The following is a 24,101-nucleotide window of genomic DNA, read 5'->3' as shown; positions in this document are numbered from 1 at the left end:
GTATTAATTTTTAATTATGTTATACATATTAGCATGATTTCTTGTATCTGTAAACATAATTTTATAAATATTTTAAAATTTTTGTTATTTTTACTTAACACCTAAAATTCCAGAGACTAAAATATTAGTATCAGCACCCAAGAAATAGTCATTTATTTCAATAGTATCTAAAATAGTTCTCAATGAATTTTCCTCATGTTTTGTACCGATAAGTTTATCTTCTACAAAAGATACATCGCACTTCCCAAAGAAATCTCCAAAAAACTTTATACTAGTTATTATACCTTTATCAACATTTAAATTAAATTCTACATTTCCACCAACATATTTTAATTCATTTGAAAGAGAGTATTTCGGTGAATTACCAAAGTTCCAATCCCAAGTTTCATATTTTGATTTAGTAAGTTTTTCTATTTCCTCTATGTCATGTTTACTTAGAGAATAATTTGTATTATCAGCATTTGTCGCAGAAAGATAATTCATTATAGCATCTTTAAACTCAAGTATATCCATATCAGACTGTAAATGTTCACTTATATTGGTTACACGAGACTTTACAGATTTTATACCTTTACCCTCAAATTTTATGGGTTTTACTTTTAGTGCATTTGAAAGGTCATTTATCTCAGATGAAAATAAAAGTGTCCCATGATGCATTACTTTATTTTTATAGTTATGTTGAGCATTTCCAGAGAATTTTTTGCCATCTATAAGAAGGTCATTTCTTCCAGAAAACTCAGCACTGACATCTAAGGTTTTAAGTAAGTCTATTATTGGTTGAGTGAATCTTCTGAAATCACTAAAACTATTATTATTACAAGCTATAAATGTAAAGTTTATATTTCCTAAATCATGAAATACAGCTCCTCCACCAGATTGTCTTCTAACAACTGGGATTGAATGTTCTCTTATATATTCTAAGTTTATTTCAGAAAGTGTATTTTGATTTTTTCCAACAATTATAGATGGTTCATTCCTCCATAAAATAAATAAATCTTCGTCAAAATTTTTAAGTAGATATTCTTCCATTGCTAAATTGAAATAAGGGTTTGTTTTTTCATTGTAAATTAATAACATTAAAGTAATTCCTCCATATAATTGATAAAATTTTTTTAGCTGATTTTAGTACAATTAATTTTATAATTCGACAATGATATAAAAAATCCTTTAAAGTAAAATTTTTAAAACTTCCTTGCAAAGTTTAAATAAATAATATATACTCAAAATATATTTAATAAAAGTGAATAAAAGGGTAGAGGCGCAATAATCTATCAGTACTAATAAGGAGTTAAGCACAAAGAATTATTGGGAAAGGGGATATTGCCGAAGTTTTATAATCGATGCTTTAAGATTATATTGCTGGGGGTACATAAAATATATGTACAACTGTCACAGGTTTATTTGTGGTGAGCTATCATTTAAGGAATTATATTATATTTGTTTTTTAGTATTATCAATGTATGTAATGTTTAAGCCTTGAGTGTTTACCACTCAAGGCTTTTTTATTTTATCATAACCCATAATACCCTATATAATTCACAAAATTAAAAAGAGAGGGAGATTTATATGAGAAATAAAAAATTTAACATTATTTTTCTGACGACAATTATGTTTATAATGTCAACTGTAATGGTATTTGCAGAGGAAGATATAGATACTATTGCATTAGCTAACGCAGAAAAATTTGGAATCTTAACTTTAATACCACCATTAGTTGCTATAATACTTGCATTTATAACTAAAAATGTAATAATTTCTTTGTTGCTAGGAATTCTTTCTGGGAGTTTTATAATTCAAGTCAGTGGCGTTAATGTATTTGCTGCATTTATACAAGCATTTTTAGACTTAGTAGATAGAGCTTTAGTATCTCTATCAGACCCGTGGAATGCGGGGATAATACTACAAGTCTTAGCAATTGGGGGAGTAATAAATCTTGTTGCCAAGATGGGTGGTGCCAAGGCTATAGCTGAAGCACTTGCAAAGAGAGCAAAATCAGCTAAAGGGACACAGATTATAACTTGGTTTTTAGGTCTTTTAGTTTTCTTTGATGATTATGCTAATTCATTAATTGTAGGGCCTATGATGAGACCTGTTGCAGATAAAATGAAAATATCAAGAGAAAAATTAGCATTTATAATAGATGCTACAGCAGCACCAGTTGCTGGGCTTGCCATAATATCTACATGGATAGGTCTTGAAGTTGGTTTAATACATGATGCTTTTGAAAGTATAAGTGTAGATGTTGATGCGTTTGGCATATTTTTAAATACAATACCATTTAGATTTTATAACATATTAATATTAGCATTTATTGTAATTTCAGCGTTATTATTAAAAGAATTTGGACCAATGAGAAAAGCTGAAATAAAATCTAGAAGTAGAAAAATTGGCACAGACCTTGATGAAGGCGTTGAAGAATTGGATGATTTAGCTCCAAAAGATGGAGTAAAATTAAGTGTATGGAATGCTATAATTCCAATAGGTACATTGATAGTAGTTGCACTAGCATCATTCTATTATAGTGGATATACATCTATAATGGGAGGTGAAGATAAGACTTTAATACAATTATTTACAAATTCACCATATTCTTTTGAAGCAATAAAAGAAGCATTTAGTGCATCTGATGCATCTAGAGCATTATTCCAATCTGCATTAGTTGCAAGTTTAGTTGCTATTATAATGGCTGTAGTTAAAAAGATTTTTACAGTATCAGAAGCAATTGATGTTTGGATAGATGGAATGAAAAGTTTAGTAATCACTGGTGTAATATTAATACTTGCTTGGTCATTAAGTTCAGTAATAAAAGAGTTAGGTACAGCTAAATTCTTGATACATTTATTATCTGGTTCATTGCCTCCATTCTTGCTACCAAGCTTAATATTTGGATTAGGAGCAATAATATCTTTTGCTACTGGAACAGCTTATGGAACAATGGGTATACTTATGCCACTTGCAATACCACTTGCATATTCACTAAATCCTGATATGTCTTATGTAATAGTAAGTACAAGCGCAGTTTTAACAGGTGCAATATTTGGAGACCATTGTTCCCCAATTTCAGATACAACAATACTTTCTTCAATGGGAGCTGGATGTAATCATATAGACCATGTTAATACTCAAATGCCATATGCCATATTTACAGCAGTAATTACTATTGTATTTGGATATATACCAGCTGGATTTGGATTGCCAATATATATAGTATTGCCAGTTGCTATAGTAGCTGTATTTGTAGGTCTTCAAATTATAGGTAAGAAAGTAGATGAAGTAGAAGTAGAACTTGCAGAATAAGGCTGTAAATGAATTTCACCTTCTATTATCATTATTTTATTTATTTTTAGATAATTTAAAAAAATTATTGAAAATAATAGCGAAATATAGTAAAATAAAAGAGTGATATAAGCGGATGTGGCGGAATTGGCAGACGCACTAGACTTAGGATCTAGCGCCATTGGCGTGGGGGTTCGACTCCCTTCATCCGCACTTTACAGTACTTAGTTGTGCTGAAAAAAACTGGGGTTGCTGGCTTTCGGAGTGGGCTATCCCGTTTTTATTTTTTGATAAATAACTATCTTAAAACATAATGCAAACATTTCTACTTTGTTTTTTAATCGAAAAAATAACTAAAAGTTAGATTATCCACAGAAAAATTGAAATTATAAGCAGTTACAAAGGATTTAAGAAGTTATTTTACCATTAATTTACTACTTATGAATGAGTCTTGATACGATGAAAAATACTAGAAAAATCAATATATGATAGATTGGCACTTTAATATGAGGTGCTTTTTTTAAATGACTAAAATTTTAAAAATATTCAAATCACATAACCATTCAATAGTTGTAATTCTATTAAAAATATTCTATTTTAAAAATCTTATTTTTCACAAGTTTAAAATTGTAAACGATTTCATCAAGTGTATGAATATACTTTTAACATGTTATAGTAAATCTCAATACAAATTTACATTTGGTTATTTGTGTGTTATTTTAATAATAAATTAAGTGAAAATGTTATTTTGCATTAATATATAATATCTTTGCAGAAGAGTGAATAATATAAAAGAGAAATGATTGATAATAAAAACTTAACAAAAAAATTAATACATAAAAAAAAATAAATATAATGTGTTGACATTTGATTTAAATATTCATAAAATAAAATTGAAAATAAATATTTCCAAGTGAGATTAGCGAGAGAGACCTTTATACAAAAAGGCGCCGAAGAAGAAATTTAAGAAATGCCAATCCTTAGAGAAGCTTTCAGGCAAAAATATCGCTAATTGATGGGACTCTGGAGAGACTTAAGTTAAATACTATAAGTCACCGAAGAAGCAGAATAATATTAAATTATTAAATCTTTCAGGTATACAAACAGGGATATATAGGCTAGGATTATTTTCTATGCTTATATATTTTTTTTATGAGAAAATACAGGACATAGTGGTGAAGTTGCTTAAATATAATAGGTTTAATTTTATGGGGAGGGTTATATATGAATGAATTAAAAAGAGTGCCTTTGTATAATACACACAAAGAGCTTGGTGCAAAGCTTGTTGAATTTGCTGGCTGGGAGATGCCTTTGGAATATGAAGGAATAAACAAAGAGCATAAAATGGTTAGAAAAAGTGCAGGTATATTTGATGTATCTCACATGGGAGAAGTAGAAGTAAAAGGAGTAGAATCAGAAAAATTTATACAAAACCTAGTTACGAATGATATAAGTGGATTAAAAGTCAATGACATCATATATACACCTATGTGCTATGAAAATGGTGGAGTTGTTGATGATTTATTAATATATAAGTTTGGGGAAGAAGATTATTTGTTAGTAATAAATGCAGGAAATATAGACAAAGATGTTGCCTGGATAATCAAGCAAAGTGAAGGATATAAAGTAAATATAAAAAATATATCTAATGAAGTTTATCAATTAGCAGTTCAAGGACCTAAAGCAGAAAAAATTCTTCAAAAAATCACAGACATAAATTTAGAATCAATAAAATTTTATAAGTCAATGCCAGAAGTAAAAGTATCTGGATACTCTTGTTTAGTTTCAAGAACAGGATATACTGGAGAAGATGGTTTTGAAATATATTGCAAAAATGAACATGTAAAAGCAATTTGGGATGAAGTCCTAAAAGTTGGAGGAGAAGATATATGTCCAGCTGGTCTAGGTTGTAGAGATACTTTAAGATTTGAAGCAGCCTTACCTCTATATGGACATGAAATAAATGAACACATATCTCCACTTGAAGGAGGATTATCTATTTTTGTAAAAGTAAATAAGGAATCATTTATTGGCAAATCAATCTTAGCAGAAGAAAAAGAAAATGGGATTAAAAGAAAATTAGTAGGATTTGAAATGCAAGGCAAAGGGATGCCTAGAAATGGATATGATATAAAAGTTGGAGATAAAACAGTTGGTTTTGTAACTACTGGGTGTGCATCTCCAACAACAGGGAAAATCTTAGGTATGGGAATTATAGATGCTGAATATGCAAAAGCAGGAACTGAAATAGGTATAGCCATTAGAAAAAAAGTTGTTCCTGCTATAACAGTTAAGAAGCCTTTTTATAAAAAACAATATAAAAAAGATAATGTTGTAGTAAATAAAGAAAATAAATTTTCATATATACCTGCTACAAATGAAGATAAGATAAAAATGTTAAAAGTAGTTGGATTAAACTCAGTTGATGAATTATTTTCAGATGTACCAGATGAACTAAAATTAAAAAGAGATTTAAATCTAGACAGTGGAAAATCTGAATTAGAAGTTAGTAAAATAGTAAAAAGATTGTCAGAGGAAAATTTAAGTCTAGAAGATTTAACTTGTTTTCTTGGAGCTGGTGCGTATGACCATTATATTCCATCAATTATAAAACATATAACTTCAAGGTCAGAATTTTATACAGCATATACTCCATATCAAGCAGAAATAAGTCAAGGAACTTTGCAAGTAGTGTTTGAGTTTCAATCCATGATTGCAGAAATTACTGGTATGGAAATTGCAAATGCATCAATGTATGATGGAGCTACTGCTGCAATAGAAGCATGTATAATGGCAATGAATCAAACTAGAAAAAGTAAAATAGTAGTATCAAAGACTACACATCCAGAAACTTTATCAGTACTAAGAACTTATTTACAATATAAAGATTGTGAAATAGTAGAAATTGATTTTTGTAGTGAATATGGAACTACAGATATAGAAAAATTAAGAGCTTCTGTAGATAAAGATACAGCATGTGTCCTTATACAAACTCCTAATTTCTTTGGGATTATTGAAGAAATGGAAGAAATAGAAAAGATAACTCATGAAAATAAAGCCATGTTAATTATGAGTGTTGACCCAATATCATTAGGTGTTTTAAAAACACCAGGTGAAATAGGAGCAGATATTGTTGTTGGAGAAGCTCAATCACTAGGAAATCCTCTTAATTTTGGAGGTCCTTATGTAGGATTTTTGGCTAGTAAATCTAAATATACAAGAAAAATGCCAGGAAGAATAGTTGGGCAAAGTTTAGATACAGAAGGGAAAATTGCATATGTATTAACTTTACAAACTAGAGAGCAACATGTAAGAAGAGAAAAAGCAACTTCTAATATATGTTCCAATCAAGCTCTAAATGCTCTTGTAGCATCAATATACATGGCTACTATGGGTAAAGAAGGATTTAAAGAAGTTGGTATGCAATCAATGAAAAAAGCACACTATGCTTATAATAAACTTGTGCAAACAGGAAAATACAGACCTATATTTAAAGGCCGATTTTTTAAAGAATTTTCAGTACAAGGAAATCATAATATAGATACTATAAACGATAAACTTTTAGAAGAAAATATATTAGGTGGTTATAATTTAGAACACAATTATCCAGAATTAAAAAATTCAACTTTACTTTGTGTAACTGAAAAAAGAAGTAAAAATGAAATAGATAAGTTAGTTGGAATAATGGAGGGGTTATAATGAAAGAATATAATAGTTTGTTGATAGATATATCTAAAAAAGGCAGAAAAGCATACTCAATTCCAGAGTTAGATATAGATGATATAAAAATAGAAGATATGATTGACCCAAGTATGGCTAGACAAAATGAATTAAACTTACCAGAAGTTGGTGAATTAGAATTAGTTAGACATTATACTTTATTGTCAAATAAGAATTTTGGTGTTGATACTGGTTTTTATCCCTTAGGTTCTTGTACAATGAAATATAACCCTAAAATTAATGAAGATATGGCAGCACTTCCAAACTTTACTGGAATGCATCCATATCAATCTCCAGATACAGCACAAGGGTCTCTTGCTCTTATGTATGATTTATCAAATAAGCTTGCAGAAATTACAGGTATGGATGAAGTGACACTTCAACCTTCAGCAGGTTCACATGGTGAATTTACAGGTCTTATGCTGATAAAGGCGTATCATGAAAATAGAGGAGACTATAAAAGAACTAAAGTAATAATTCCAGATTCTGCACATGGAACAAATCCAGCAAGTGCAGCTATGGCGAATTTTGATGTAATTCAAATAACATCTGATAAAAATGGTGCTGTAGATATAGATGCGTTAAAAGAAGTTTTAAATGATGAAGTAGCAGCCCTTATGCTTACAAATCCAAGCACTCTTGGGCTATTTGAAAAAAATATAAAAGAAATAGCTGACCTTGTACATGAAGCAGGTGGTCTTTTGTATTATGATGGTGCAAACATGAATGCTATTATGGGAATAACAAGACCAGGAGATATGGGATTTGATGTAGTCCATCTTAATCTTCATAAGACATTTTCAACTCCTCATGGTGGCGGTGGTCCAGGGGCTGGACCTGTTGGAGCAAAAAAAGAGTTAGTGTCTTTTTTACCAATTCCAGTAATTGAAAAACAAGAAGATAAATATGTATTAAATTATGACAGACCAAAATCTATCGGAAAAATTAAAAATTTTTATGGAAACTTTGGTGTCCTTGTAAGAGCTTACACATATATATTAACAATGGGAAGAGATGGACTTAAAGAAACTAGTGAAATGGCAGTTCTAAATGCTAATTATATAAAAGAAAGTATAAAAGATGATTATATTTTACCAATAGATATTTTATGTAAACATGAGTTTGTATTAGGCGGATTACCAAGAGGAGAAGCAAATATAAAAACTATTGACATAGCAAAGCGATTGTTGGATTATGGATATCATCCTCCAACAATGTATTTCCCTCTTATTATAAATGAGGCGCTTATGATAGAGCCTACAGAAAGTGAGAGTATAGAAACATTAGATAGTTTTATTGAAGCTATGAAGAATGTCGCAAAAGAAGCTAAGGAAGAACCAGAATTACTAAAAACTGCTCCACATAATACTTTAGTTAAAAGAGTTGATGATGCAAGAGCAGTGAAAAAGCCTATATTAACATGGTCACAAAGATAAATAATAAAAATAATAAATAATTTAAATATACAAAAATTTTATATTTGTATTAAAAAGCTATCTAAACTATCTTAAATTAGATAGCTTTTTTGTGTATATGTTGACATACATGGTATGTACTGTTAAAGTTTTTTATATATTATTAGAAAATGTGAGGATGTTAAATTTATGAACAAGGTAAGTGATGTAACAAAAGGTTATACTTTAGGGGTATTGGCAAATATTCTATTTGGTTTTTCTTTTTATTTTACTAAGACAGTATTAAATTTGGTTGACAATAAGGTTTTTACAGTATTATCATTAAGATTTACAATTGGATTGATAGCAGTAATAGCATTATATAAGTTTAAATTTATAAGCTTAAACTTTAAAGGTAAAGATATTAAATCACTTTTGATTTTATGTATGTTTCAACCATTTCTATATTTTATGCTTGAGACACTTGGAGTTAAGTATACATCTACATCAGAAGTTGGTGTTATGATATCTATGATACCAGTAGTTACAGGAATTATGGGAATTATATTTTTAAATGAAAAAATGAACTTGAAACAAGTAGTGTGCATCGAAATTGCAGTTTTTGGAGTTATAATAGTAAACTTACAAAATACAGGGAATCAAACAAGTAGCATGCTTGGAAGAATAATGATACTTGGGGCAGTAATTTGTGCTGGTGCATATGGTGTATATGTAAGAAAATTATCTAAAAGCGAATTTACACCAATTGAAATAACAGCAGCAATGCAACTAATTGGAACAATATCATTTACATCAATATCTGTTGGTGGTGAATTGATATCAGGGAGTCTAATAGAATATGCAAAAGGATTATTTAATATGGAGATTGTATTTCCAATAGTTTATTTGGGTATGGGGTGTTCTTTGTTAGCTATGTTTTTAAATAACTACTCAAGGTCTAAACTAGAGGCTGTAAAATCATCAATATTATCAAACATAGCTACAGTGGTATCTATATTTGCAGGAGTATTTCTACTGAATGAAGAGTTCAATCTTTATAGTATTGTAGGAAGTGTGCTTATAATAATTTCAATTATAGGAATGGTTATATATGGTAAAGAAAAATGTGAAGATTTGGAAACTGAATATACAGAGTAGTTTTATTTTATAGGATATAATAAATCTACTTATTCTTTTAACTTAATTTAAACTTAATAAAAATATATCGAAATTCATAAAAAATTTAGGAAATCTTAAGAATTATGATATTTAAATCTTTAGATTTATGTTTTATTATATAAACTATAATAAGATATATTAAACTAAATTAGAATTTTACAATATATTTATAGATATTAATGTTAAAGAAAAAGTTAAGTTGAAAGGAGTATAATATGGATAAAGTTAACCTAAAAAGATATAATTGTGATATAAATGTTGGATTAAACAGTGAACAACTTCAAAGTAGAATAGATGATAATTTAATTAATGTATTTGACAATGGAAAAACTAAAACATACAAGCAAATTTTTAAAGATAATATATTTACACTTTTTAATCTTATAAATATTGTTTTAGTTTGTTTGCTAGTTTCAGTTGGCTCTTTTAAAAATACCTTATTTATATTTATTGCTGTAATTAATACTATTATTGGTGTTATTCAAGAAATAAGAGCAAAAAGATTGTTGGACAATCTATCTGTTATAGTATCAAGCAAAGTATCTGTTATAAGGGAAAAAGAGAAAAGAGAGATTGATGTTCAGGAATTAGTGCTAGATGATATTATGATTTTAAAAACAGGAAATCAAATCTGTGCAGATTCAAAAGTTTTAGAAGGAAAGTTAGAGATAAATGAATCTCTAATCACAGGAGAATCTGATATTATTGTAAAAAACAAAGGCGATTTTTTATATTCTGGTAGTTTTGTAGTTTCTGGAGAGGCATTTGTAAAAGTTGAAAACATAGGAAAAGATAACTATGCAAATAAGATAGCTAATGATGCTAAAATTTCCAAGAAACACAATTCTCAACTTAGAAATTCATTAAATGCAATATTAAAAGTTGTTGGTGTAATAATTATTCCTTTAGGAATTATATTGTTTGTAAAACAACATTTTGGAAATGGAGATTCTATAGCAACATCTGTAGTAGGTACTGTGGCAGCTGTAAATGGAATGATACCAGAAGGATTAACGCTACTTACAAGTATTGCTTTAGCTGTTGGGACAATAAAGCTTGCAAGTCACAAGACTTTAGTTCAAGAATTATATTGTGTAGAGACTCTTGCTAGAGTTGACACATTATGTCTTGATAAAACAGGTACAATTACAGAGGGTAAAATGCAAGTTGATGATGTAGTAATGCTTGAAAAAGTTGATATAAACGAGATAATGGGAAATTTGTGTAATTCTCTTAAAGATGACAATGCAACATTAAATGCTATAAGAGATAAATATGATATTTCAGATACATATAAAGTAAAAAATTTAATTCCATTCTCATCAGCAAGAAAATACAGTGGTGTTGTTTTTGAAAATGAAGGTACATACTTAATAGGAGCTTTTGAGTTTATTTTTAAAGATAGATATAAAGACTTAAAAATAGAGATTGAAAAATATTCTAAAGCAGGAAATAGAGTAATAGCTTTAGCTCATAGTAACTCTTATATGGAAGAGCATAATATACCTGAAGATATAAAACCGCTTGCTTTTATACTGATATTAGATAAAATTAGGGATGAGGCCAAGGAAACTTTAGAATTTTTTTATAATGAAGGTGTAGATATAAAAATTATATCTGGAGATAATCCTATAACAGTAAGTGAAGTAGCAAGAAAAGCAGGTCTTAAAACAGCTAATAGATTTATTGATGCAACAACATTTAAAAATGATAAAGACATATATGATGCTGTTGATAAATATAGTGTTTTTGGAAGAGTAAGCCCACAACAAAAGAAACAAATGATTATAGCATTAAAACAACAAAATCGTACAGTAGCAATGACAGGAGATGGTGTAAATGATGTGTTAGCACTTAAAGAAGCTGACTGTAGTATTGCTATGGCATCTGGAAGTGATGCTACCAAAAATGTTTCTAATTTAGTTTTATTAGATTCAAACTTTGCATCCATGCCAAAGGTTGTTATGGAAGGAAGAAAGGTAATCAATAATATTCAAAGAGCATCTTCTTTGTTTTTAGTAAAGACAATATTTTCATTCTTCTTGTCATTATTAACATTATTTTTCTTTAGTAGACAATATCCATTTGTACCAATTCAATTATCCTTGATTGGAGCTGTAACAGTAGGTATACCATCATTCTTTTTAGCTCTTGAGGCAAATAGAAGTAGAATTTCAGGAAATTTCTTGCTTAATATATTAAAAAATGCTTTACCAGGAGCACTATGTGTAACATTAAATGTAATTATTGTTTACAATATAGTCGAATATTTAGGTTATAGTTCAAGTGTATTTTCTACAATGTGTGCTATATTAACTGGTATATGTGGTCTTTTGATATTAAGACAGCAATGCTTGCCATTTAATAAAGAAAGATTATTTTTAATTGTAAGCATGACTATATCATTTGTTATTGGTATTCTATTTTTAGGTGGACTATTCTCCTTTGTAGCTCTAAGTAAAGAGCTAATCCTTATAACTATGGTATTAGCGGTATTAATGCCAATTATGATAAAAGTTATGTTATTTGTATTAGATGAGATACTAGACACAATAGCTCCAGATTTAAACTGACTTGAATAATATAAAAAAGAGCAACTTAATATTAAATAGAGTTGTTCTTTTTTTATTTACATTAAATTTTATATAAGAATATCATGTATATTTATTAATCAGCTATGTATGAACAGCAATAGTCAACAACTTCAGTTACTTTTAAATCAAAGCTTGAATCAGAAGGAACATTAAATTTTTGACCTTCTGTATATGTTACAAACTCATTGCTTCCAGGCAGTTTTACATCCATGCTTCCAGCAAGCATTTCCATTATTTCTTCTTCTCTAGTAGAAAAAGTGTACTCTCCAGGTAACATCAATCCTAAAGTTTTTCTTTCGCCATTAGGAAATATTAGTACTCTACTACTTACCTTACCATCAAAATAAACGTTTGCTTTTTTCACTGCATTAACATTTTTAAATTCACTCATTAGACAAGTCCTCCAAAATTATTTATTCATATATATTATATAAGAATAATGTAAAAATTACTATATATTTACAAATAAAATTTAGTATTTCTAAAAAAAATTAATAAAAATAAAATAAGGAAATATTTTTAAAATAATAAATGGTAAAAATTTCATAGAAATATTATATTGAACTGACAATTTTACCAATATATAATAGGAGAGGAGTTTATGAGAATTGCCTTATGCTACACATTAAAAACATAAAGATAATGTATAATCTAAATATATATAAATATACAACCTAAAGTTTATAGTTATAGAAAGAGGGGATAAACTTGTCAAAGAGAATATTGGTCATAGAAGACGATATAGATATCCAAAATATAATAAAAACATTTTTAGAAAATGCAGGTTATATCATTATAACAGCAAATGATGGTCTTGATGGGATTGAGAAGTTTAAAAGACAACAATTTGATTTGATTTTATTGGATATTTTGATGCCAAAGATAGACGGTTTTGTAGTTTGTGAAATGATAAGAAATGAATCTAATATTCCAATTATTATACTTACAGCATTGGATGAAGAAACAGACCAAGTAAAAGGATTTGAATTAAAAGTGGATGATTATATTACAAAGCCCTTTTCTACAATTGTTCTTCTAAAAAGAGTAGAGGCAGTATTAAGAAGAATCGGTGACAAAGAAGAAAATCATGAAGATAGGGAATTTTTATTATATAGAGATATCAATATTGATGTTGAAGGATATAAAGTTTTTGTTAATGGTAAAAAGATTGAATTGACTGCTAGAGAATTTGAAGTTCTAAAAGAATTAATAGAACACAAGGGTCGTGTACTTACTAGAGAAAATTTAATAAATAGTCTGTGGAAGTATGATTTTTTAGGAGATGAAAGGGTTGTAGATACACATATAAAAAATCTTAGAAAAAAACTTGATGTGGATTACATAGAAACAATAAGAGGGGTAGGATATAGGATTGATGTATTGGATTAAGAAAAGTCTAAATAGAAAAGTTTTTTTAAGTACAACCTTGATACTTATTTTGTCCTGTACGCTAATTTATATATTTATCATGATGTCAATGCCCAAAACATATAAATCATACCTAACCGATGATATCAAAAAAAATCTTGATGAATTTGTTAAAGTTATTGAGAATACTAAATATGAGGATTCAGCACCTAAATTTTATGATTTTATAATTGAAAATAATGTGTCTATTGATTTAGTGAAAAATGGAAAATTAGTAGAAATACCATCTAATATAAAGTATGGTAAATTAGGTGATGAAAATATTATATCAAATAAGAAGCAAAAAGCTATATTCAATGAAGATAATTTTTTATATAAGTACTTAAATAATAATCAAATTTCGGGAAGTAGCTATGTAAGTGCTATATCCACTGAGATTACATTTAAAGATAGTTCAGATAAATATATTCTCTCTGTTGTACCAAAATTGATGGTAGTTGATGAAGCTTCTATAATTTTATTAAAATTGATACCAGTAGTCGCAATAATGATTTTGATAATATCACTAGTTACTGCATTTATTTATTCCAGAGTAATTACAAAACCTGTTGTCAAGATAAGTAACACCTCAAAAAAAATTGCACAGATGAATTTAGATGTTAGATGTGATGTAGAAAGTCACGATGAAATAGGTTCTCTTGCTTTAAGTTTAAATGAACTTGCACATAATTTATCAATTACACTTAATAATCTTGAACATGCAAATTCAAAGCTTCAAGAAGATATTGAAAAGGAAAGAAAGAACGAAATAAGTAGAAGAGCTTTTTTTGCAGCGGTATCTCATGAGCTAAAAACGCCAATTACGATTATAAAAGGTCAACTTGAAGGCATGATATATAATATTGGCATGTATAAGGATAGAGATACTTATTTAAGACATTCACTTAAGGTAATGGAAAGCATGGAAGAAATGGTACGTGAAATTCTTGATATTTCTCGTATGGAGTCATCTGGATTTAAATTAAATACAGTAGAAATCAATATGAGTTCATTAATACAAAAATCAATACAAAATTACTTAATATTAGCAGAAAATAAGAATATAGATATTCTTAGTGATATAGAAAAAAATTTATACTCTTTTGTAGATATAAAATTGATGAAAAAAGCTATTTCTAATATTATTAACAATTCAATTAAGCACTCAAAAAACGGTGCTTTGGTAAATATAAAATTGTATAAGAATAATGAATGTGGAGTTTTTGAGGTTGAGAATTCAAATACATTTATAGAAGAATCTGAGATAGAAAATATTTTTAATCCTTTTTATCGTGTAGATAAGTCACGAAGTAGACAATCTGGCGGAAGTGGTTTAGGATTGTATATTATTAAAATTATATTTGATATGCACAAGGTTAAATATAAAATTGAAAATACATCAGTGGGTGTAAAATTTACAGCTATATTTCCTATCGCATTAAAAAATACATTGCAGTAAATATTTTATAAATAAAATAACCCTATACTAAAATTTTAAAGTTAAATTTTAGTATAGGGTTATTTTGAGTATAAACATGTATTTAAAAAGTATTTAGGTGCCATATAAAAAACAAGGTAAGAACATATTAACTACATACTTCATTTATATAATAAAAAATGTAATAAGAAACTAAAAATATGAAAGGTGAGTGAAATATGAAAATCGATGTTAAAAATTTAAATATGACTTATAAAGCAGGGAAGGAAGCGCTAAAAAATATAAATATGAGTCTTGAAAGTCCAAATTTTATAGGCTTATTGGGTCCAAATGGAGCAGGAAAAAGCACTTTAATGAAGCTACTAACTTCAAGAATATTACAAACTTCAGGTCAGATTTTAGTAAATGGGAAACCTCTTCAACAGTGTGAGACAGAGTTAAAAAGTAAATTAGGATATTTACCACAAGAATTTGGATTATATGATGAATTGACAGTGTATCAATTCCTCGAATATATGTCAATTTTAAAAGGTATTAATAAAAACACAAAAAAGATAATAGAAGAAGTTATTAATCAGACCAATTTATTAGAAAAAAGAAACTCAAAAATTAAAACCCTGTCAGGGGGACAAAAACAGAGAGTAGGTATAGCCCAAGCAATAATGGGAAATCCAGGACTATTAATACTGGATGAACCTACAGTTGGATTAGACCCTGAGGAGAGAATAAACTTCCGTAACTTATTTTCAAAAAATTCAAGAGATAAAATTGTAATATTGTCGACACATATTATAGAGGATGTTCAGTCAGTATGTAATAGACTAATCGTGATAAATAAAGGAAATGTACTGTTTGATGGAAGCTCAGAAGAGTTAATTAAAAAAGCACAAGGACATGTTGGTATTTATGAAGATAAAAATGGAGAAATACATAAAAATGGAAAAAGCAAATTTAAAGTTACATCAAGTATTCTTACCACAACAGGAACTTCATATCGTATTGTAAGTCATAAACTTCCAGATTTTGCAATATCTGTAGAACCATCCCTAGAGGATGCATATATGTTTTTAATATCTGAGGAGGAGATAAAGTAATGCAATCAATTAAATTTATCAAAGATGAGATAAAGAGGCTTTTTAGTTCAAAGATTACATGGACTTTCATATTAGTAATAGCATTGATACCAGGTTTATCAATAATAATGTATGAAATGCCTGAATTATTACTACAAAGTAATTTAGGACAAGAGCTTAGTTTGAGTGTACCTGTTTTACTTAATCCAGCAAAACTAGGGGCTTTAATAGGCACAGTCTTATTTTCGATGTTTACAATATATGAGATGGATAATGTCTACAGAAACAAAACTAATGGGATTATAGAAACTATCATGGATGCCAAAAGTTTAAATCTAGCTAAGGTAATTTCTATTCTTGTATCAGCTATAGTATCTGTAATAATTTCAATGATTATCTGTCTACCATACTCTATCATTAAGATGAGTGAGGATTTTAGTTTAAATATTTATCTGATAAATTACTTAGTTTTAATGTTACCAGCTATATTATTTGGTATTTTACTTTCAGCTGGATTTTACTCTATAACAAGACGCATTGATTTAAGTATAATTATGTTACTTATACTAATATTTTTATCTATAAATGTAAAAGATAGTTATCTTATTGATTGGGTACAGACAAAGGTAACTATTTACTCTTCTAGTTTTGGAAATGCCTTGCAATTAAGAGCTTTATATTGGAATAGACTGCTTTGGAGTTTCGTGTCAATATCAACTTATTTAATGGGTGTAATATGCACAAGAAAATATGAAAAAAATATCTTTTCATCTATGATGTTTAATATGAAGAAAGTATCAATATCAATTTTAACTGTAGTGTTAATTGCTAGTTCTTATAGTATATATGCATTAGAACCGTATTATGATGATAGTCCTCCAACTAAAATGGAGAATGTAGTAGATAAGAAATCTGGTTCAGGTGTAGTTATGGCTACTAAAGAGGATGAAAAGTTAAATAAGGATATAAAATTAATTGATTCAAATCTTGATATAAAAATAAATCCTAAGAAGGCAAGCTTGGATGGGAAAATAGAATATACTATGGAAAATAATAGTGGTAAAGAACAAAAATTGAAATTTGATTTAAATCCTGGATACAATGTTAAAGATATCAAGATAAATGGTAAAAAAGCTAAATTTGATATCTCTAAAAAGAAGCAACCAGAAGGACGAATTAGTTTAGATACAACTAAAGAAAAAAATCTTAAAATTGAAATTGAGTATGGAGGTAAATTAATAAATAATCAATTGCTAGAAGAAATTCTTTCAGGATATATAATAAGTGAAGAGAATATTAAGATAGTTGGTAGCTCAATATACCCAGAACCTAAAATTGATGTTATGAATACAATGGAATCAATGATTCACGGTAACATCACTTTACCTACAGGTATAACACCTGTAATAAGTGGAATAAGTACAGAAAAGCTAAAAGTTGATAAAAAGAATAATGAATGTACATGGAAATTCAATACACAAGGAACTAAATTAACTATAATAGCTGCGGACTATGTAAAAAAAGATATACAAGCAGGTGGGATTAAGGTACAGTTTTATTATAATAGAAAGAATGAAGACAAGATAAACAAAATGAATGCAGAGAAAATTATAAAAGATTCTATTGCTTTTTATATGAAGCAATATGGAGAATTAGAGCGTTATAAAGTTATTCCACTTAAGTTAGTAGAAGGAGGAGCTACATCAAGCATTGGGACTGGAGGAAAAGCATATGAGAATATAAGTTATATGGATGAAAGTATTTTCAACCCAGGTGTATTTGAAAATAGTATAGGAGAAGGTAGTAATGGGGCTGAAGTTTTGGCACATGAAATATGTCATCAATGGTGGGGAATTATAGTACAAGTTGATCCAATGGTATCACCTTGGTCAGCAGAAGGTATAACAAATTATGCGACTAATAAGTTTATGGAGTATGAATATGGAAAAGAGTATAGTAAAAAAACTATAGATAATTGGAAAAAAGAAAATGATAAACTTAATAGGAATTTCTATATGAATAATCCACAATATCTAGAAAAGTTACCTGAGAACTATGTATTCAATATTTTATCACCTAATTCTATGAGACTTCTTTACAACAAAATGCCACTACAACTTTTAAAGGCGGAAGAGATTTTAGGTCAAGATAAATTTGAAACTATTCTCAAAAGTTTATATGATAAATACAAGTACAATATATTAAAATATGATGATTTCTTAAAAGCTTGTAATCTTACAGGGGAGGAATTGAATCTTGAATAATTTAAAAATAATGAAATATGAAATGAAGAGACTATTATTTTCTAAGGTGTATTTAGTTTTACTATTAATAACAGGATGGTTCTCCTACAATGTTCTTAAGACAAAAACAATCTATGGTTTAAATGATACAGCACCATTTTCAGAGTGGAGCTATTCAAGTTTTTTACTTGATGTAAATCCATTTTTACTAGTTATAGTTCTTATGTTTTGTACATATATATTTTCAAAAAAAGAAGAAGCAGTAAGGACAATTACTATGACAACTAAGATAAAGCCTACAACATATTTTTGCTTAAAAAGTATTACAATAGCAGTTGGATATCTTCTAACAGTTGCAATTGTAATTGCGATAAGTTTTATTTTTTACAATAGAGTATTTCAATTCAATAACTTTGGTCAGTTTGTACAGCCTATATTTCTTATTTTAATACCATCTGTATTATTTGTATTAGGGATGGGTATGTTTATTGGTAATATAAATGGAAATTTACTATATATTTTTATTCCAATAATATTTCTTATAACAAATTCTGGTGCACTATCTATTATATCTGGTAAGAGTCTAGTAAACTCTATACTGGAGAGTAAAGTTGCAGATATGATGGGGAATCTTGCATTTAATATTCCACAGGGATTTGTAATCAGTAGAATATCACTTGGAGTTATAGGTATACTCTTAATAGTTAGTGTATGTAAAGCATACAACAAAAGTAAAAATAAAGTTTAAAAATGCTTACAAAGAAAAAATTGATTAGTTCTATAAAATCATAATTATTTTTTTAATATTTGGATGTATATAGATAATCTAAGATGTGAATAGGGGATTATATTAAGGGAAATATGATATAATTACTAAAGTTATAAATAGATTAAAGAAAAAGAGTATATTTTAACCTATAGTTTTTTAGGTTCAAAATATACTCTTTTACTAGTTATATAAATTAAACAAATTCTATATAATCAAAATTTTTATTATAATTCTATATTAGGTTCTTCAATTAATTTTCCACATACATATCTATGAATGATATTTCTGTCATCACCAACATATATAAATCTTTCAAGTCTTTCAGGTATAGAATAATTGTCATGATTTAAATCTGAATCATCAATAATTAATGCATCAAAATCGTAGTCTTCTTCAAAACTACCAACATTTCCAAAAAAACTTCCTCCACCTTTAGTTGCAATATAAAAGGCTTCAGATAAAGATAGAAAATTGCATTTCTTATTAGAATTTACCCAGTATAATTTTGATAACTGTATTGCAGATACTATTGCCTTAAATATTGATAGTGTATGGCCACCACTTATATCAGAACCAAGGGCTAGTTTAATATTATTATCAAGTAATTTTCTAATAGGCATAGCTCCACTACCAACATTAAAATTAGAAGCAGGACAATGAACAGCCATAACCTCATTTTCTTTCATTAAATCTATTTCTTCTTGAGAGCAGTGAATACAATGAGCCATTAATGTAGGGGTTTGACCAAATAAATTGTATCTATTATAGGCATCTCCATAAAATTTAGATTCAGGTTCTAAACTTTTAACCCATTCAATTTCATCATGATTTTCAGATAAATGTGATTGTATAGGAACATTATATTTTAAACATAAATCGCCTAATTCTTTTAAAAGTTTACTTGTACAACTAGGTATAAATCTAGGCGTTATAATTGGTTTTACAATAGAATTTATGTCATTGTATTTGCTTATTATTTCTTCTGTATCGTTGATAGAATCCTCCGTATTTTCTAGTAGAGTGTCAGGACAATTCATGTTCATATTTACTTTACCAACATATGCTCCAAGACCAACCTCTTTAAAAATATCCATAAGTTTCATAGAAGCTTTTTTATGTACTGTTGCAAATACAGCTATTCTAGTAGTACCTGCTTTCCAGACTTCTTTTACAAATTTTTTATACATCTTTGTAGCATATTCTATATCTATATACTTTGATTCTTCTGGGAATGTATAAGTTTCAAGCCATGGTATAAGTTCTTTATCCATAGCCATGCCTAAATTTCTAAATTGGGGTGCATGACAATGAAGGTCGTTCATACCAGGTATTATAAGTTTATCAGTGTAGTCTATGATTTCTAAATTTTTATATTCTTTAGGGATATCTTTAAAGACACCTTTTACTTTGCCCTTGTTTAGTATAATGTAGCTATTTTCAAATACTGTAAAAGTATCTGAGGTCTTTGTAAAAATTATATTTCCTTTTATTGCTTTTAACATATAGCTCTCCTTAGTTTTAAATTTGTTAACTTTAATATATAAGTAATATATAGGCTTTATTGATTAAAATTTTACCATATGTATTATATCAAATCTGAGTTATAAATACTATTAAATAATAGTAAATAGTAGTGAAATACAGTTATTTAGTAGTATTTAAGACCAGACATATAATTGACATTAAAGAAAAAAATGTCATCAATTAACATAAAACTGAGCTGTTATCTAAAGAGAGTATTGATTATATATTCAACCCAAAATAGTAACAATGTATTATGGTCTGCTTGGATAGGGTTCTATAATAACAATAGAAGCAGTAGTAAATTTTACAGAGAACCATTCTACTGTCTGCTGAAATATTTGTTCTTCATTTATTGTAGCATTAAGGTTATAAGGAATTTATTGATTAAGTAAATAATTGTGAGTGTTCTATGTAATGCATTAAAACATACAATATTGTAAATATTATCTATCTTATAGGTTTATATTCCATTTTAGATTCTTCATCAGTTCTCTCAATTTTAAAAATGACAGGACGAATTCCATCATTACAGGAGCATATAGCCACTCCTTCTTTATCTATCCAATCTCCATAGTAAAATTTTTCACTACCATGAGATAAAGCAAATACATATTGATACATTGCTTTCCATGCTTCATCACATAATTTTTCAGGTTTAGCAAAATCTCCAAAAAATACTTCCCCTACTTCATGCATAGGACATTTCCCAATACCTTTACATCCATACTCATCTGCTAAGTCTTTGTGGAATGTTGTTTTTATCACTTCTATTTTACATTTTTTCATGAAAGTCATCTCCTCATATTTTTTAACTTTTATTTATATAAGTATATGTACTATTTTATATTTAAACAAGTACTTACTTTTAAGTAAGGTACTAACGTTTAGGATAGTAGTTTTATTACATAATGGTGATTAAATGAGTATGAAAAACTACAATATATCTGATTTAACTAATATAACTTCTACACCATTTGGATATACTCTTTCAATTATTGGAGGGAAGTGGAAAATTATTATATATTCACTTTCAAAAAAGGGATTGTCATTAATTCCTATTTTAGAGGAAATGTTGCAAATGGGATGAAAATAAAAAAATAAAAAATATATAAATAAAATGATTGTTTTTCTTGAATTTTTTATATAAATATGGAAATTTGTCTAGTTATACGTTTTTATTGACCAGTTACGCAATTGATATTGAATATTCTAAATATTGATGTTACTTTATATATGATTTAAGTGTAATAGGGGGATATTTTATAAATATGATTTGCGTTATAGATAGATAAAATTTGAAGTAGTAAAAACTTAGATTCATATTTGATGAGATTGTAGAATCTGTGTATAGAATGATTCATGTGTTTCAAGAGAATATAAAAGGTGTAATTTGTATTAGTTGTTTTGTTTTATAGTATACACTTTTAAATTGTATAATGAAAAAGTAAAGATGTACTCCCAATACATCTTTACTTTAAAAGAAGTTATAGTTACTTACAAAGTATAAAAAATTATATAGTTATTTAAGGTAGAAAATCTAAAAAGGTTTTTCTAGAAAATGAAACTTAATTTTAATTATATCTACTTACTAACAATAAAACTTGATATAAACAAGATTCAACTACAGTTTCTCCATATTCTGATATAAAATCATCTAATTGTGTATCTATAAAATTACAATAATCATATGAACTACTGATATAAGCAGTTAATATATGTGTACATCTGTCTATTTCTCCAATAAACATATTATCCATCCCCCTAAAAACTTTAGTAAAAATAAAAAAATTATATATGTGCTAACTTGCTAACATAACTTACAAAGAATTTTTTAGTACTTATCACTATAACTTTTATTACTAAATTTTTCTAGTTTTACCAATTTAGTTTTTATTCTACAAGTTAATAATACTAGAATATGATTTATTATTCAACATGCTTGTTTTAGATTAAAAAATATTATAAAATTATATTTATTTTTTGAAGAATAAACTACAACAATAAACTGATAAGGTTTACATGGGTGCATTGACTTAAAGGCTTATATATTCGAATTAATTAAATTTAAAGTAGAGAATAAACATAAAAAAGTATTCAGTGATATATTATTAAAATGAATGTAAGAATAAATAAAGTGAGATGTTGGAATATTAAAATCAACAATAAGATAAAAAATAAAATTTACTGTTACTGTTAGTAAGAACTTTAAAAGAGATATTTTAAAGAGGATGTAAAAATTAATTGATTTACTTATAGATATTTAAAAGATATAAAGAACTTGTAGATAGTTCTTTATATCTTTTTTATTATGCTAAAAAATTTTAAGATACAACAAAAAAGATAAGACTATACCTATAGCATATATATATTCTTTTATAAAAATAAATAAAACAAATGCAATTAAATTCGGTTAAACCTTAATTATTTATATGTAATATCCTGATTATCAATAATAAAATTTCTTTATTAAATATAAAATGCAATTTAAATCACTATTTGATAATTTTTCCACAATATGGGCAATAAGTGATATCCTTTACAAGTTCCATTCTTGAATTTAAATAATGATTACAATTTGGGCAACGATAAAATTTCCAATCAATAAAAATACCAACAAGTACAAAAATAATTGATATTATATAATTTTCTATAAAAAAGATAAATGCTGCTCCAATAACAAACATAGCCATAGATGTTAAGAAGATTATTTTTAATTTGGTATAAATATTTATACTTTTCATACAATCACCAACTTATTTTAGATTTAATCTTATTAATAAAAGTATAGCAAGTTTATTAATAAGATTAAATCTAAAAAATTACAATAAAAATAAGTAGCGAATAAAACTAAACACATAATTTAAATAATTTAAGTTTTATTTAAGGTTAGAATTATATTGATATAAGATTTAAGTTTTATTATGTATATAGATAAAAAGCAATTAAAAATATTATCTCTATTTGCACACAATCAAAATCAAATTTTTAGTATAGTCATCTATACTTATTTAAGCTGTCTAATATTGAATAAGAGTGTTTATTTTGAGGGTTATATACGATGTTTGTATATAGCCCTTTTTATATTGTCATTTATTATTAAGTATTAAAACAATATAAATTATTTAAAGCGTAAGAGCAGGGGGGTTGTATTAAAGTACAATACTTACTGCTTTTTTTATTTTAATTATAAAAAGAGAGGAAAATTTATATCATGAAAAGAATAGAAGAAGATTTAACTACTGGTAATGTGTTTACAAAGTTAGTAAAACTTAGTATACCATTATTTTTCATAAATTTATTGCAATCATTTTATAATATTGTAGACATGATTGTTGTTGGTCAAATAGTAGGAAGTACTGTGTTTGTATTTGGATACAATTCAATTTGTTCTATTCTTAGGGGACTTGGAGAGACTAAACAAGCACATATTTCCAGCGATTATTGGGGTAGTCTATTTTTATAAAAGAAAATGGAAAGGTATAGC

18 protein-coding genes, 1 tRNA gene and 2 riboswitches are annotated in these 24,101 nt (G+C 27.4%); of the genes, 13 read left to right on the top strand and 6 right to left on the bottom strand.

Annotated elements, in window-relative coordinates:
• Positions 1-90 precede the first annotated feature (90 nt).
• Positions 91-1,077: a lipoate--protein ligase gene (locus tag KGF36_RS10535; RefSeq protein WP_227829715.1), complete on the bottom strand. Its 987-nt coding sequence runs from the start codon at positions 1,075-1,077 to the stop codon at positions 91-93.
• Between the two features lie 168 nt (positions 1,078-1,245).
• Positions 1,246-1,422: riboswitch (Lysine riboswitch) on the top strand.
• 144 nt (positions 1,423-1,566) lie between these two features.
• Here KGF36_RS10535 and KGF36_RS10530 point away from each other — a divergent pair.
• The 6 genes from KGF36_RS10530 to KGF36_RS10500 all read left to right on the top strand — a co-directional run bounded on the left by KGF36_RS10530 (position 1,567) and on the right by KGF36_RS10500 (position 12,142).
• On the top strand, positions 1,567-3,297 hold the full coding sequence (locus tag KGF36_RS10530; RefSeq protein WP_227829714.1) for a Na+/H+ antiporter NhaC family protein: 1,731 nt from the start codon (positions 1,567-1,569) through the stop codon (positions 3,295-3,297).
• Between the two features lie 111 nt (positions 3,298-3,408).
• Positions 3,409-3,489 (top strand) — tRNA-Leu (locus KGF36_RS10525).
• A gap of 700 nt (positions 3,490-4,189) precedes the next feature.
• Positions 4,190-4,294: riboswitch (glycine riboswitch) on the top strand.
• Positions 4,295-4,500: 206 nt separating this feature from the next.
• Entirely contained in the window at positions 4,501-6,975 is a 2,475-nt protein-coding gene (gene gcvPA / locus KGF36_RS20210) for an aminomethyl-transferring glycine dehydrogenase subunit GcvPA (protein ID WP_255614901.1), read from the top strand.
• Positions 6,975-8,432, top strand: a complete 1,458-nt coding sequence (gcvPB, locus tag KGF36_RS10510) for an aminomethyl-transferring glycine dehydrogenase subunit GcvPB (RefSeq protein ID WP_227829713.1) — start codon at positions 6,975-6,977, stop codon at positions 8,430-8,432. The genes gcvPA and gcvPB overlap by 1 nt, the downstream gene beginning before the upstream one ends.
• Before the next feature lie 168 nt (positions 8,433-8,600).
• Positions 8,601-9,548 (top strand): DMT family transporter, encoded by a 948-nt coding sequence (locus KGF36_RS10505; RefSeq protein ID WP_227829712.1) that lies wholly within the window; start codon positions 8,601-8,603, stop codon positions 9,546-9,548.
• 236 nt (positions 9,549-9,784) lie between these two features.
• Entirely contained in the window at positions 9,785-12,142 is a 2,358-nt protein-coding gene (locus tag KGF36_RS10500) for an HAD-IC family P-type ATPase (RefSeq protein ID WP_227829711.1), read from the top strand.
• Positions 12,143-12,236: 94 nt separating this feature from the next.
• Here the strand turns inward: KGF36_RS10500 and KGF36_RS10495 are convergent, their stop codons facing one another.
• Complete coding sequence (locus tag KGF36_RS10495; RefSeq protein WP_227829710.1) at positions 12,237-12,554, bottom strand: pyrimidine/purine nucleoside phosphorylase; 318 nt, start codon at positions 12,552-12,554, stop codon at positions 12,237-12,239.
• Between the two features lie 317 nt (positions 12,555-12,871).
• Here KGF36_RS10495 and KGF36_RS10490 point away from each other — a divergent pair, with 317 nt between their 5' ends.
• The 5 genes from KGF36_RS10490 (at position 12,872) to KGF36_RS10470 (ending at position 19,072) form a co-directional block, all read left to right on the top strand.
• Complete coding sequence (locus KGF36_RS10490) at positions 12,872-13,552, top strand: response regulator transcription factor (RefSeq protein WP_227829709.1); 681 nt, start codon at positions 12,872-12,874, stop codon at positions 13,550-13,552.
• A gap of 88 nt (positions 13,553-13,640) precedes the next feature.
• Positions 13,641-15,029, top strand: a complete 1,389-nt coding sequence (locus KGF36_RS10485; RefSeq protein WP_227854697.1) for a sensor histidine kinase — start codon at positions 13,641-13,643, stop codon at positions 15,027-15,029.
• A gap of 197 nt (positions 15,030-15,226) precedes the next feature.
• Positions 15,227-16,102 carry an ATP-binding cassette domain-containing protein gene (locus tag KGF36_RS10480; RefSeq protein ID WP_227829707.1) on the top strand — a complete coding sequence of 292 codons (876 nt, stop codon included), beginning with the start codon at positions 15,227-15,229 and terminating at the stop codon, positions 16,100-16,102.
• Positions 16,102-18,345, top strand: a complete 2,244-nt coding sequence (locus tag KGF36_RS10475) for a M1 family aminopeptidase (RefSeq protein WP_227829706.1) — start codon at positions 16,102-16,104, stop codon at positions 18,343-18,345. Before KGF36_RS10480 ends, KGF36_RS10475 begins: the two co-directional genes overlap by 1 nt.
• A complete protein-coding gene (locus tag KGF36_RS10470) occupies positions 18,338-19,072 on the top strand; it encodes a hypothetical protein (protein ID WP_227829705.1) in 735 nt (244 codons plus the stop codon). Before KGF36_RS10475 ends, KGF36_RS10470 begins: the two co-directional genes overlap by 8 nt.
• 245 nt (positions 19,073-19,317) lie before the next feature.
• On the opposite strand, the gene KGF36_RS10465 is transcribed toward KGF36_RS10470, so the two are convergent.
• Positions 19,318-20,595, bottom strand: a complete 1,278-nt coding sequence (locus KGF36_RS10465; RefSeq protein WP_227829704.1) for an amidohydrolase family protein — start codon at positions 20,593-20,595, stop codon at positions 19,318-19,320.
• 469 nt (positions 20,596-21,064) lie between these two features.
• Complete coding sequence (locus tag KGF36_RS10460) at positions 21,065-21,403, bottom strand: TIGR04076 family protein (RefSeq protein ID WP_227829703.1); 339 nt, start codon at positions 21,401-21,403, stop codon at positions 21,065-21,067.
• 139 nt (positions 21,404-21,542) lie between these two features.
• Here KGF36_RS10460 and KGF36_RS10455 point away from each other — a divergent pair, with 139 nt between their 5' ends.
• Positions 21,543-21,704 (top strand): hypothetical protein, encoded by a 162-nt coding sequence (locus KGF36_RS10455; protein WP_227829702.1) that lies wholly within the window; start codon positions 21,543-21,545, stop codon positions 21,702-21,704.
• A 484-nt stretch (positions 21,705-22,188) separates the two neighbouring features.
• Here KGF36_RS10455 and KGF36_RS10450 read toward each other — a convergent pair whose 3' ends face one another.
• Positions 22,189-22,365, bottom strand: coding sequence for a hypothetical protein (locus KGF36_RS10450; RefSeq protein WP_227433148.1), 177 nt, complete (start codon positions 22,363-22,365; stop codon positions 22,189-22,191).
• A 744-nt stretch (positions 22,366-23,109) separates the two neighbouring features.
• A complete protein-coding gene (locus KGF36_RS10445; protein WP_227829701.1) occupies positions 23,110-23,358 on the bottom strand; it encodes a hypothetical protein in 249 nt (82 codons plus the stop codon).
• Between the two features lie 470 nt (positions 23,359-23,828).
• Here KGF36_RS10445 and KGF36_RS10440 point away from each other — a divergent pair, with 470 nt between their 5' ends.
• Positions 23,829-24,080, top strand: a complete 252-nt coding sequence (locus tag KGF36_RS10440) for a hypothetical protein (protein WP_227829700.1) — start codon at positions 23,829-23,831, stop codon at positions 24,078-24,080.
• Positions 24,081-24,101: the final 21 nt, after the last annotated feature.

It is taken from the genome of Clostridioides sp. ZZV14-6009, from assembly GCF_020658095.1.
Taxonomy (GTDB): Bacteria; Bacillota; Clostridia; order Peptostreptococcales; family Peptostreptococcaceae; genus Clostridioides.
This window is presented reverse-complemented; position numbering and strand designations above follow the sequence as displayed.